12 protein-coding genes and 1 riboswitch are annotated in these 12,250 nt (G+C 36.0%); of the genes, 3 read left to right on the plus strand and 9 right to left on the minus strand.

Features of this window, described 5'->3' with window-relative positions; all coding sequences use genetic code 11:
* Window positions 1–16: 16 nt before the first annotated feature.
* Genes DN392_RS27075 through DN392_RS27090 form a run of 4 tightly spaced genes read right to left on the minus strand, consistent with a single transcriptional unit; the run spans window position 17 to window position 3,785 of the window.
* Complete coding sequence (locus DN392_RS27075; protein WP_048566732.1) at window positions 17–1,009, minus strand: ABC transporter permease subunit; 993 nt, start codon at window positions 1,007–1,009, stop codon at window positions 17–19.
* On the minus strand, window positions 1,002–1,919 hold the full coding sequence (locus DN392_RS27080; protein ID WP_000207734.1) for an ABC transporter ATP-binding protein: 918 nt from the start codon (window positions 1,917–1,919) through the stop codon (window positions 1,002–1,004). The genes DN392_RS27075 and DN392_RS27080 overlap by 8 nt, the downstream gene beginning before the upstream one ends.
* The gene (locus DN392_RS27085; RefSeq protein ID WP_179209980.1) at window positions 1,916–2,797 is read right to left on the minus strand and encodes an SGNH/GDSL hydrolase family protein; all 882 of its coding nucleotides are present in this window, start codon (window positions 2,795–2,797) and stop codon (window positions 1,916–1,918) included. The genes DN392_RS27080 and DN392_RS27085 overlap by 4 nt, the downstream gene beginning before the upstream one ends.
* 10 nt (window positions 2,798–2,807) lie before the next feature.
* Window positions 2,808–3,785 carry a LacI family DNA-binding transcriptional regulator gene (locus DN392_RS27090; protein ID WP_088321551.1) on the minus strand — a complete coding sequence of 326 codons (978 nt, stop codon included), beginning with the start codon at window positions 3,783–3,785 and terminating at the stop codon, window positions 2,808–2,810.
* A 98-nt stretch (window positions 3,786–3,883) separates the two neighbouring features.
* Here DN392_RS27090 and DN392_RS27095 point away from each other — a divergent pair, with 98 nt between their 5' ends.
* Entirely contained in the window at window positions 3,884–4,510 is a 627-nt protein-coding gene (locus DN392_RS27095) for a YczE/YyaS/YitT family protein (RefSeq protein WP_048566734.1), read from the plus strand.
* Window positions 4,511–4,533: 23 nt separating this feature from the next.
* Here the strand turns inward: DN392_RS27095 and DN392_RS27100 are convergent, their stop codons facing one another.
* The 3 genes from DN392_RS27100 to DN392_RS27110 all read right to left on the minus strand — a co-directional run bounded on the left by DN392_RS27100 (window position 4,534) and on the right by DN392_RS27110 (window position 8,156).
* Window positions 4,534–5,829, minus strand: a complete 1,296-nt coding sequence (locus DN392_RS27100; protein ID WP_000659111.1) for a homoserine dehydrogenase — start codon at window positions 5,827–5,829, stop codon at window positions 4,534–4,536.
* A gap of 139 nt (window positions 5,830–5,968) precedes the next feature.
* Window positions 5,969–6,874: a homoserine O-acetyltransferase MetA gene (metA, locus tag DN392_RS27105; RefSeq protein ID WP_001121552.1), complete on the minus strand. Its 906-nt coding sequence runs from the start codon at window positions 6,872–6,874 to the stop codon at window positions 5,969–5,971.
* Window positions 6,858–8,156, minus strand: a complete 1,299-nt coding sequence (locus DN392_RS27110; protein WP_016085402.1) for a bifunctional O-acetylhomoserine aminocarboxypropyltransferase/cysteine synthase — start codon at window positions 8,154–8,156, stop codon at window positions 6,858–6,860. Before DN392_RS27110 ends, metA begins: the two co-directional genes overlap by 17 nt.
* Before the next feature lie 93 nt (window positions 8,157–8,249).
* Window positions 8,250–8,354, minus strand: a riboswitch (SAM riboswitch).
* Between the two features lie 314 nt (window positions 8,355–8,668).
* Here DN392_RS27110 and DN392_RS27115 point away from each other — a divergent pair.
* Window positions 8,669–9,901, plus strand: a complete 1,233-nt coding sequence (locus tag DN392_RS27115; RefSeq protein WP_000185588.1) for a chloride channel protein — start codon at window positions 8,669–8,671, stop codon at window positions 9,899–9,901.
* Window positions 9,902–9,941: 40 nt separating this feature from the next.
* Here DN392_RS27115 and DN392_RS27120 read toward each other — a convergent pair whose 3' ends face one another.
* Window positions 9,942–10,637 carry a YjjG family noncanonical pyrimidine nucleotidase gene (locus DN392_RS27120; protein ID WP_000760167.1) on the minus strand — a complete coding sequence of 232 codons (696 nt, stop codon included), beginning with the start codon at window positions 10,635–10,637 and terminating at the stop codon, window positions 9,942–9,944.
* A gap of 106 nt (window positions 10,638–10,743) precedes the next feature.
* Here DN392_RS27120 and DN392_RS27125 point away from each other — a divergent pair, with 106 nt between their 5' ends.
* On the plus strand, window positions 10,744–11,415 hold the full coding sequence (locus DN392_RS27125) for a transcriptional regulator YeiL (protein ID WP_000868720.1): 672 nt from the start codon (window positions 10,744–10,746) through the stop codon (window positions 11,413–11,415).
* A 63-nt stretch (window positions 11,416–11,478) separates the two neighbouring features.
* Here DN392_RS27125 and DN392_RS27130 read toward each other — a convergent pair whose 3' ends face one another.
* Window positions 11,479–12,105, minus strand: coding sequence for an FMN-dependent NADH-azoreductase (locus DN392_RS27130; protein WP_000246726.1), 627 nt, complete (start codon window positions 12,103–12,105; stop codon window positions 11,479–11,481).
* Between the last annotated feature and the right edge of the window lie 145 nt (window positions 12,106–12,250).

Genomic DNA, 12,250 nt, shown 5'->3' on the forward strand with positions numbered 1-12,250 from the left:
TTCACTTCCTGTTCAATTAATTCACCATATCCTGCTTTGTAAATACTACAAATGAAATAATAAGAGATACAACTCCCCAAACAGTTAAATTCATTAAAGAAAATCCCATGGATAAACCTTGTAATGCAGGTAGTTTTCCTGATAAATAATCCGTTAATGATAAATTCACACTAAAAATATATTTCGCACCTTCCCAAGATGTTGCGAATGAGCTTAAAATACCACCTGCGATTAATGCGGCTAGCATAATGCCCATACCAGCTGGTGTATTTCGAATTAAAACAGAAACCATAAATGATATAGTTCCGACAACGATAGCAACGAACCAAGCTAATCCGTACGCCATTAAGATGTATTGCCACTGCGGAATAAGATGCACAAAGTTTGTATTTAACGTTTCCTTATCAATGACGAATCCTGTTAACACAGGTAAATTCCATCCTGAGTATCCAAATACAAGCCCTGATAATACGTAAGCAAACAGACCAACAAGAAACAGTATGAATGAAATGAAAAATAACATCGTCACGTACTTACTCAGGAGTATTTTCCAGCGCCGAATCGGCCGCGTGAGCAACATTTTCATCGTTCCATCACTTCTTTCTCCTGAAACAATGTCAATAGCGACAATCATGACAAGAAGCGGAATAAACAATGTAATTCCTTGCTCAATAAACGCCCTTACAAAAGTTGGTGCGCCCGGTGCCATCGGGTTAATATCATGATCTAAATAATATTGTTGCTGCTCCACTCTTACCTTTAGCCAATCACGCCATTCTTCTGGTAATCTAGAGTTATTCAAGCGGTTTTGAGAATCAACAATTTGTTGTTGTAATGAAACTTTCCAATCCGTTGTACCTAGTCTTTTCTGTGTCGTTTCTACTTCACGATACTGCGCATACACGAAAAGTGGAATCAAGATTGCTAAAATAAGCATGACAACAAAAATACGTTTCTTACGATAAATTTTTTCCGATTCATTTAAGACTAGATTCGCAAATTCACGCATGCTGCTCACCCCTTGTGAGTTCAATAAATAAATCTTCTAGCGTAAATACAAGCTCCTTAACACTATGCACATCTATCCCATTTTCTACAAAGTGTCTATTCCAACTACTTATAGATGAGATATCCATGCGGCATAGTAATCGGTCACCTTCTATACTCACTTCTCTTACTTCTTCAGCATCTTCTAGCATATCTTTTGCCTTAGAAATCGGTGTAACAATCCATTCTACACGATCACTTGCTGTTTTAATTAACTCTTCAACCTTGGCAACTGTTATCATTTTTCCTTTATGAATAATCGCAACCCGATCGCATATCATTTGTACTTCGCTTAGCAAGTGACTTGAAATAAACACACTCATATTTTCTTCTTTCACAAGCTTATGTATAAATTCCCTAAGTTCTCTAATTCCAGCTGGGTCTAAACCATTTGTTGGCTCATCTAATATGAGCAATTTTGGGTTTCCAAGAAGCGCTTGCGCAATGCCAAGGCGCTGTTTCATACCAAGTGAGTATGTTTTTACCTTATCGTGAATTCTTTCATCCAAATGAACCATTTGAGCAATTTCAATAATACGTTCATCTGATATATCACCCAGCATACGGGCAAATTGTTTTAAATTTTCCCATCCCGTTAAATATGTATACAGTTCTGGGTTTTCAACGATACTCCCAATTTGACGCATCGCTTCTCTGAAATTTTCCTTAATAGAATAACCACCGATAGAAATCGTACCTTCTGTTTCTTTAATCAATCCAACTAACATTCGAATGGTAGTCGTTTTCCCTGCGCCATTCGGTCCTAGGAAGCCAAACACTTCTCCTTGTTTTACATCGAAGGAAATATTCTCTACAATTGTCTTCTTTCCAATTACCTTCTTCACGTCTCGTACGGAAAGTATCGTCGTCATTTTACCCCTCCTTGTTCTAGTTTTAATTTACTCGTAACATTTTGAACTAATCGGTCCGCCATATATGTATACCCTACTTCATTCGGATGGAAATGATCGGAGTATAATAAATCTTTCCCTCGGTTTTGGAATAAATCAAATGTCGGTGTAATATACACATTTTTATTATTTATCGCCAATTTTTCTAAAGATGCATTCCAATCTACAACAATGTTTGAAGACCCTTTTAAATCTTCTACATCTTCAAAAGGATTATATAAACCTAGCCAAAAAATAGGGCTATCTGTATTTAACTTACGAATTTCTTCTATAATTTTCTTCGCTTCATTCTGGAATGTTTCTGTATCAGGACGGTATGTTTCTAAATCTATCTTTTCAAGCGATTCCCAACCTGGAAATAAATCATTTCCTCCAATCGTTAAAACGATTACATCTGCTTGCTTAATTGAATATTGAGCGCCACTACTCTCAATTTGTTTTAATAAGTCAGGCATTTTCGCACCACTAACCGCTAAGTTAGTTAAGGCAATCTTTTGCTTATAATCTTTTTGTAAATCTTCTTTCGTCCGTCCAATATAGCCAATTCCTTCTTTATCACCAACACCGCGTGTTAATGAATCACCTAAACTAACGATTTGTAATGTTCCTGTTTTCCTTTTCTCTTTTGCCACTACATCGGTCTTTTTAATTAAATTTGAAGCTTTCGGATTTAATACATCATTTACCCCTGAAACAAAACCATATGCAAATAAACAGAAAGATGCAATTGTAATGAGTAGAATTACTTTTACTACTTTTGATCTCATATCAAAACCCCTTTTAGCCCTCATAGATTGTCCATAATTATACCAAACGCAATTTTGAAAAGCGATTTTCACAACTTCTCTATTATGTTGTTTCCCTGTGTACTAATTCTGGTGATAACTCTACGTGCTTTACATCTATTTTCTCATCATTAATCTTTTCATATAATAATTCAAATGCCTTCACGCCAACATTTTTACTACAATACGAAATCGTCGTAATGCCTAAAATATCTGCGACATCTTGATCATCACAACCGATAATCGTAATATCTTCTGGAATACGAATTCCTTGTTTTTTTGCTTCCGTTACCATCCCCGCCGCAATATGATTGCAAGATACAAGAAATGCAGTTGGCTTTACCGACATATGGGCCCATTCCCTGATTACATTACGTCCATCTTCCACCGTAAAACAGCCCTTAAACTTCCAGGCTTCTATCGGTGTTACAGCAATCTGTTGAAGCGAATCCTCATATGCTTGTTTTCTTCTCTGACTATTAATGCTATTACTTCTTCCAATGCAATACCCAATACTTGTATGGCCGGCACCTATTAAGCTCTTCATACCGCGCGAAAAGACTTTATAGTAATCAATATGCACACTCGAAATGAAATTCGAGTCTATTTCTTCACACATAACAATTGGACCAAATTTCGTATATTCTTCAAGCTTTTCCTTACTATTTGCTCGAGAACATATAATAACCCCATCAAGCTTTTTCATTTTTAACATATTCAAAATTTCTAATTCTCTTTCCTCACTATAATTCGTCTGACAAAGCATCATATTATAGTTATTCTTTGCTGTTTCCTTTGATATTCCCTCGATAATAGCGCTATAATATTGATCATTTACGTGCGGTAATAAAACACCAATGACATTCGTTTTTCCTTTCACTAAATGAATTGCATTCACATTTTGCGTATAATTTAATTCTTCTATAATTGCTAAAATTTCTTTTCGTTTCTGTTCATTCACATATGGATGATTATTCAGTACACGTGAAACAGTTGAAACAGATACTCCAGCAAGTTCAGCAATCTTCCTTATATTCGTCATCTCATTTTCCCCTTCTCTGCAAAAATTCTCCCTTGACCTGGTAAGCTTTCCACAATATATCCTTTCCTAGCAAATACATGTTGAAAGGATATACAACTATGCTTCGATTCAAATTAGAATATATATTTTTCATTGGCGGTCTACTCACTCTCGCCATCGGTATTAATATGATGACGACAATTACTTCCTTTGGACTTAGCCCTTATGATTCCTTCTTTATTGCACTATATCAAAATTTTGGGATAAGTATCGGTTTTTGGATTTTCATGATTAATTTTGCATTTACACTTATCGTACTCTTTTGGAATAAAAAACAAATAACAATTGGTACAATTGTAACGATGGTTCTTATTTCGCTTTTTGTTGATTGGATTGGTTCCATTACCACTATTATGGACGCTATCCGCTCTCTTCCAAAATATATAACACTTATTTGTGGAAATCTATTTGTTGGAGCTGGAATCGGTCTTTACGTCTCTACAAACCTTTGCGCGGCGCCTCAAGAAGCTTTCGTTTTGACGGTTGCTGAGAAAAAGAAGTGGACGTTTAGAAGAACAGAAATTTCATTAGCGTTTTTATTTTTAACATTAAGCTTTTTATTAGATGGACCTATCTATTTTGGAACAATCATCTTATCCTTTACAACAGGCTGGATTATCCAAGCATTTATTCAAATTGGCACGCAGATTTTGAATAGAAAAAAACCTATTAAGCAAGCCGCTTAATAGGTTTTTTATTAGAGGAGATACTACTTAGCATCCCCTTCAATTCGATAGTTTGCTTTCAAACAATCTATTTCTTCATACCCTTGCAACGTATGTAGAATATAATCATAATCAGCAAGAGACGCACGATGCGTCACAATTACAATTTCAGCCTTCCCTTTCTCTTCAAGCGGCATTTGAATAATCTTTTCAAAGCTAACGCCACGCTCAGAGAATAATGAAGTAATTTTTGCAAATACACCAATTTCATCTTTTACATGAAGTCTTAAAAACTTCTTCACAACAATTTCGTCTGGCTCTTTTAATACCTTTTTATACTGCGGGGATACCGCACTATTTCCGTTTACACCTAATCGAATATTTTGCATTACAGCTACTAAATCTGAAACAACAGCTGTTGCTGTCGGTAAACTTCCTGCACCTGGTCCATAAAACATCGTTTCCCCGACCGCTTCACCGTACACATATACAGCGTTATATTCATTTTGCACGGCCGCAAGAGGATGTGTATTTGGAAGTAGCGTCGGTTCAACTGTAACCTCTAATTTTTCACCATCCCGCTTCGCAAGACCGATTAATTTAATCGTGTATCCTAAACTCTTACTGTATTCAATATCTTCCTCTGTAATAGAAGTAATCCCTTTTACCTTCACATCTCCAAGCTCTACATTTGTAGAGAAACCAAGGGTAGCCAAAATTGTCATTTTTCTTGCCGCATCTAAACCTTCCACATCTGATGTTGGATCTGCTTCTGCAAATCCAAGTTGCTGAGCTTCTTTTAACACGTCGTTATATGCTCTCCCTTCATCTGACATTTTCGTCAAAATAAAATTTGTCGTTCCATTTACAATTCCCATTACTTTCGTAATAAGATCTGAAGAAAGTCCTTCTACGATACTTCGTAAAATCGGAATCCCTCCAGCTACACTTGCTTCATAAAACAAATCAGCTTTATTATCTTTTGCTACCGCTAAGAGTTCCGCACCATGTAACGCCATTAAATCTTTATTGGCAGTCACAACATGCTTCCCACTTTGTAAAGCTTGCAAAATATATACTTTTGCATCATCAATGCCACCCATCACTTCAATGACAACGTCAATATTTGGATTATCTAAAATTTCATTTGCATCTTGTGTTAATAGAGTAGAAGGTACCTCTACCTCTCTCTCTTTTTCAATATTTTGTACTAGTACTTTCGTTACTTTTACAGGACAACCTACTTGGTGTATAAGTCGCTCTTGATGATCTGTAATGATACGAACTACACCACTACCAACTGTCCCAAGACCTAATAAACCAACTTGAATTTCTTTCATAATACTGTCCACCCCTCAAAAATTGTGTTTAGATGAAATTATATGAGTAAAAAATCTGAAAAACAATGTTTTTTGAACATTCGGAAAAATACAAGCTAATCTTTACAAAGAAAACGTTACCACGTGTTACACAATCTTTTTATAGTACATAAGGGGTTTCTTGATACACGTAATAATTCAGCCAATTAGAGAATAATAGATTCCCATGGCTCCTCCACCTTACAAGCGGTTTCTCATTTGGATTATTATGCTTAAAATAATTTTTCGGCACATCAATATTTAACCCTTTTTGGCGGTCCCGTTCATATTCTTGCTTTAGCGTATCACAACTATATTCACTATGCCCGAGCGCAAACACTTGTCTTCCTTCTTGCCCAATAACAAGGTGAACACCCGCTTCCTCAGAATTTGCTAATAATGTTAAGTCTGTCACCTCTCTAATATCACGCTCTCGTACTTCTGTATGACGAGAATGCGGGGCAAAAAACAATTCATCAAACCCTTGTAACAATTTCACATGTTGCTCACGAACTTCATGTTCAAATACACCGAACATTTTTTCCTTAAGAGGATACTTTGGAACACCATAATGATGATACAAGCCAGCCTGTGCCCCCCAGCAAATATGAAGCGTAGATGTTACATTCTTTTTTGAATACTCCATAATACGTTTAAGCTCTTCCCAATAATCTACCTCTTCAAAAGAAAGAGTTTCAACTGGTGCTCCTGTAATAATAAGTCCATCAAATTTCTCATTCTCAATATCACGAAATGTTTTATAGAAACTCGTTAAATGTTCCTGTGCTACATTACGGGACAAATGCGATTCCATATGAAGCAAATGAACATCTAATTGTAGCGGTGTGTTGCCAATTAAACGAAGTAATTGCGCTTCTGTTTCTTGCTTTGTAGGCATTAAATTTAAGATAGCAATTTTCAATGCCCGGATATCTTGTGTTTCTGCTCGCTCCTTCGTCATTACAAAAATATTTTCCTTCTGCAACACTTTGCGAGCTGGTAAATCTCTATCAATTATGATCGGCATGTTCTTTGCCTCCGACTAGCGCTGCTTCTAAATCTGCAATAATATCAGAAACATCTTCTATACCAACCGATAAACGAATTAAATCTGATGTAACGCCAGCTAGACGCTGATCTTCAGCACTTAATTGTCTATGCGTTGTGCTAGCAGGATGTATAACACAAGTTCGTGCATCCGCTACATGCGTTACGAGAGTTGCTAGTTTTACATTTGCGATAAATTCTTTCGCTGCTTCTAATCCGCCCTTAATGCCGAATGTTAAAACACCACTAGCACCTTTTTTCAAATACGTTTGTGCTAACGAGTAATTTTCATTACTATCTAATCCCGGATAATTCACCCACTCAATACGTTCATGGTTAGCAAGCCACTTAGCAACTGCGAGAGCATTTTCACTATGACGCTCCATTCTTAAATGCAGCGTTTCTAAGCCGATATTGCTAATATACGCATTGAATGGGCTCATACAGTTTCCGTAGTCTCTTAATAATTGAACACGCGCCTTCACAATATAAGCTGCTGCACCAAAATTTTGAACGTAACTTACGCCGTGATAACTTGGATCCGGTTCAACAAGTTCAGGATATTTCCCATTTGTCCAATCGAAGTTCCCTCCGTCAATGACAATACCGCCTAAAGAGCTTGCATGACCATCAATATATTTCGTCGTAGAATGAACGATAATATTTGCTCCGTGCTCAAATGCTTGGCATAAATAAGGAGTTGCTAATGTATTATCCACGATAAAAGGTACTTCTAACTCTTTCGCTGCATCTGAAAATTCTTTGAAATTTAGAACGTTCATCGCTGGATTTCCTAACGATTCTGCATAAACAAGTTTCGTCTTATCATTAGCAAGGGCCACAATTTCATCAGCAGTTAAATTCGGATTAAAGAACGTAACATCAATACCAAGCTTACGCAAACTCACTCCAAATAAATTAAACGTTCCGCCATAAACTGTGGAAGAACAAAGCAAGTGGTCTCCGCTACTACAAATATTTAAAACAGCAAGCATAATAGCAGCCTGCCCAGAAGCCGTTGCAACAGCTCCTACACCACCCTCTAAATCCGCTAACTTTTGCTCAAATGCAGCTAAAGTAGGGTTTCCAATACGCGTATATATATATCCTTCTGCCTCTAAATTAAATAGCGCTGCTAAATCATCTGAAGTATCGTATTTATACGTTGTACTTTGATAAAGTGGTAAAACACGCGGTTCACCATTCTTTGGTGTATAGCCACCTTGCACACAAATTGTTCCTTTTCCCCATGATTCTCCCATCTCTCATTCTCCTTTCTTTTATACAAAATAAAAAAACTGCTCCTTTCCTGAAAACAAGAAAGGAGCAGTTTGAAAACACGCTCTAAAGGCTCTTTCTTATCTTTCAGGATTATTACCTGCAGGATTTGGCACAATTCCGTTATACGGCTGTTGCCAAGGTTTCATCGGGCCTGTCCCTCCACCTTTTCTTGATAAGACTATGCAATTACCGTTGATTTTATAGCAATAATTTCCTAATGTCAATCGGTTTTTCTGAATGTTCTAAATTAAACGTAAAGAATTTGACATGCATAACAAAAGAAATATATTCCATATTCATTTAAAAAAGACCTTTTAAAACCCACGATTACTATATAAAATTAAGTAAGTAGTTTAACTGTATACATTTCAAACTCTCACGAGACCTCAATATATTGAATAAGCCAACCTCTCAAAAAGATACTATACATATTCATTTCACAGTAGCATATTTAATCCTTTCGACATTAAAACTTACATAACGGAGGTATAACATGACAAACACAAAGGACATACACTATATACTCATCCTATACGGCATTCTTTTAGGCTCTATAGTAGGAGCTACAGTCTGGCTATTTTTAGTTACAATAAATATCGGCATTCACTTTATTTGGGGATACTTACCTACTATTTTCTCTTCTCCCCCGTATTACACTATTTGTGTAACAACTATCGGTGGTATTCTCGTTGGTTTCACCCAAAAATACTTCGGCACATATCCACGTCTTATGCCGGAAGTGATGGGTGAATATAAAAAAACAGGTAGAATTGAATACCGTTTTGTACATAAAGCTACTTTAACTGCGATTATCGTTTTAATATTTGGAGCTAGCTTAGGTCCCGAAGCAGCACTTGTTGGAATTATCGGTGGACTTTGTACATGGGTAGGGGATCGCTTTACATTTGCCTTAAAAGGAATGAATGAACTAACAGAGGTTGGAATTGGCGCTACTTTAAGTGTAATTTTTAACGCGCCATTATTCGGTTATTTAGCTCCAAATGAAAATGAGGGTGAGCAAATTAACGAATTTTCTAAAGGAAAAAAAGCAATTGTATATTTAGCTACCACTTTCGCTGGCTTTTCTGTTTATTTATTACTTAGTAAATTCGATAATCGCGGATCCTTTATCGTTGATTTTGGGGAAGGTTCCCTTTCTCTTAATGAATGGATTGCCTTTCTACCACTTGCTAGTATTGGTACTATAGTTGGTTTCTTTTATTTCAAATTTGAATTCACATTAGAGAAATTAATCCATCCCTTCAGGGAATACAAACTATCACTTGGTATTATCGGTGGTATTTTATTAGGAATTACAGGAACTGTTCTCCCGTACACGTTATTCTCAGGAGAACACCAATTAAAAGATTTAGTCGTTGAATGGAGTCATTTATCCTTCTGGGTACTACTTCTTTCAGGTGTTTTAAAATTATGTATTACTGCCGTTTGTTTAAATACAGGTTGGCGCGGTGGACATATTTTCCCAATTATATTTGCTGGATCTAGTATCGGATATGCTATAGCTTCCATTATCCCGATAGATCCAATCGCTTCGGTAGCCATCGTCACGACAGCAATTTCAAGCTATGCATTAAGAAAACCAATTGCTATAACATTACTATTACTCATGTTTTTCCCGCTCAATTTACTATTACCGATGCTTGGAGCGGCAGCGATTGGTAATGCATTTCCACTTCCTAAAAACAACGAAGCTACAAACGAATAAAAATAGGCAGTAGGGACAAAAGTTCCACTGCCTATTTTTATTACACACGTTGCTTCAATAACGCATATAACTCTTCAAAATTTTGCACTTCATATGTTGGCACAATCTCGCTATTATTTGATTTCTTTTCTGGATTAAACCAACAAGTATCAATTCCCGCTACATATCCACCTTTAATATCAGCACTTAACGAATCCCCAATAATGAGTCCTTCTTCAAAAGAAAAATTAGGAATTCGTTCAAAAACATAATCAAAATACTCTTTCATCGGCTTTTGGAATCCCGTATCTTCAGAAACGAAAATATCTTTAAACAAGGCATGTAATCCTGCATTACGTAAACGTTTATCTTGCGTCTTAGAAATACCGTTTGTCACTATATATAAATCGTACTCACTTTGAATTTGATTTATAAATTCAAACGCACCTTGCATAAGTTGGTCTCCTTCTTCTAAGTAGCTACGATAATTATTTTCGAATAATATCCCGTCTACTTCTTCCCCGTATTCTTTAAACAAAATCGAAAACCGTGTACTTACGACTTCATCACGGTTTATTTCACCTTCTTCAAAAGCATCCCAAAGGCTTTTATTAATTTTTTTATACCGCCTTTCAACCTCGCTAGTTAGATGGATCCCTTTCTCTTCAAAAAGCATACGTAACGCCATTTTCTCCGCCTTCTGAAAATCTAACAATGTATCATCTACATCAAATAGCAATGTTTTATATTTTTTCATAAGCCCTTCACACTCTCTTTTCTACAAAAACAAATTTACGTAAATCGTATCATTCCTTCTTGTAAAAATAATAGGAGATATCTCATACTAAACATGAGGTGAAAATATGAAAGTCAGCAAAAATAGCGAAGAAATCTCTCATTACATGCAAACTTACAACTTCCATACTCTTTTTTCTTTTGATGTCTTACCGTATGCTGAACTACATTCCTTTCAAAAGAGAGAAAGGATATGTAATGAAGGTGTTGATGTTCCCTATCTTTATTACTTAATTTCCGGAAAAGCGAAAATATATATGAGTCACAAAAACGGGAAGGTCTCCTTAATTAACTTTATTCAAGCACCTTCGTTCATTGGAGAATTAGGGTTAATTGGCGTAGAATCCGTTACGAAAACGGTGGAAGTGATTGAAGGTTGTATGTGCTTAGCGCTTCCTCTTAAAGATTGTCAGCATCTTTTATTGCAAGATGCTACCTTTCTACAGAAACTATGTAAATTTATCGGTGAAAAAACAATTAGCCGAACAGAAAGTTACGCCAAAAACAATAGTTATCCGTTCGAAAATCGATTAGCGGCGTTTATTCTATTAACAGAACAAAATAACCGTTATACAGAAAAACATACCGAGGCTTCGGAATACTTGAATGTCAGCTACCGCCATCTTTTATACGTATTAAACCAGTTTTGTCAGCAAAATTACTTAAAAAAAGACGGAAGAACCTATTACATACAAGATCGAATTCAATTAGAAAAACTGGCTGATGAACTTAAAATATAAAAAAAGTAGCATTAACGTTTACCTGTTAATGCTACTTTTTTCGAGTGACGATTCTATTTTCAATTAAAATTTGCTTGCTACTTTAGCTGCTTCTTCAAGACCAGCTGTAATGATCTCTTCTGCTTTATCTGGGAATTGGTTATGTCCTTCAATAACTACTGTTTCCATATTTGTTGCACCGAAGAAGCCCATCATGCTTGCTACATATTTAACAGCCATTTCTACTTCAGCTGCTGGACCTTCAGAATATACGCCGCCGCGCGCATTTAATAATGCAATCTTCTTATCTCCAATTAGACCAACTGGACCTTCTGGCGTATATTTAAACGTTTTGCCAGCTCGGTTTAAATAATCAATATATGTGTGTAGTACTGCTGGAATCGTTAAGTTCCATAATGGGAAACCGAAAACGACTTTATCAGCTTCTAAAAATTGATTTAAATACTTATCAGCAACTGCTACTGCTTTTGCTTCCTCTTCAGTTAAATCAAATCCTTTACCTGCTTTAAACGTACCATTAATCATATCTACGCCTACATATGGTAATTCTTCTTTATATAAATCAAGTTCTACTACTGTATCATTTGGATGTGCTTCTTTATAGTTTGCTAAAAATGCCTCGTATAATTTCACACTAACTGCTTGTTCCGCTGGGCGGTTGTTTGCTTTTACAAATAAAACTGTTGCCATTGTTTTTCCTCCTAGTACTCACTCTTCTGTTGTTATATGCTTTCAAAAAAGGTATCCCTTGTAATTGTTGTTTTGTTGCTTACAAACATATTTTATCTTTATATCAAGACAATTTCGTCCTCACATAGACGTATTTTTCCATAAA

It is taken from the genome of Bacillus sp. BB51/4 (assembly GCF_008368845.1).
Classification (GTDB): Bacteria; Bacillota; Bacilli; order Bacillales; family Bacillaceae_G; genus Bacillus_A; species Bacillus_A wiedmannii.

Bases quoted from the DNA above. Each gene is read 5' to 3' on its own strand.
- DN392_RS27075 (WP_048566732.1), bottom strand. From the start codon at position 1,009: ATGCGTGAATTTGCGAATCTAGTCTTAAATGAATCGGAAAAAATTTAT.
- DN392_RS27080 (WP_000207734.1), bottom strand. From the start codon at position 1,919: ATGACGACGATACTTTCCGTACGAGACGTGAAGAAGGTAATTGGAAAG.
- DN392_RS27090 (WP_088321551.1), bottom strand. From the start codon at position 3,785: ATGACGAATATAAGGAAGATTGCTGAACTTGCTGGAGTATCTGTTTCA.
- DN392_RS27095 (WP_048566734.1), top strand. From the start codon at position 3,884: ATGCTTCGATTCAAATTAGAATATATATTTTTCATTGGCGGTCTACTC.
- DN392_RS27100 (WP_000659111.1), bottom strand. From the start codon at position 5,829: ATGAAAGAAATTCAAGTTGGTTTATTAGGTCTTGGGACAGTTGGTAGT.
- metA (WP_001121552.1), bottom strand. From the start codon at position 6,874: ATGCCGATCATAATTGATAGAGATTTACCAGCTCGCAAAGTGTTGCAG.
- DN392_RS27110 (WP_016085402.1), bottom strand. From the start codon at position 8,156: ATGGGAGAATCATGGGGAAAAGGAACAATTTGTGTGCAAGGTGGCTAT.
- DN392_RS27115 (WP_000185588.1), top strand. From the start codon at position 8,669: ATGACAAACACAAAGGACATACACTATATACTCATCCTATACGGCATT.
- DN392_RS27120 (WP_000760167.1), bottom strand. From the start codon at position 10,637: ATGAAAAAATATAAAACATTGCTATTTGATGTAGATGATACATTGTTA.
- DN392_RS27125 (WP_000868720.1), top strand. From the start codon at position 10,744: ATGAAAGTCAGCAAAAATAGCGAAGAAATCTCTCATTACATGCAAACT.
- DN392_RS27130 (WP_000246726.1), bottom strand. From the start codon at position 12,105: ATGGCAACAGTTTTATTTGTAAAAGCAAACAACCGCCCAGCGGAACAA.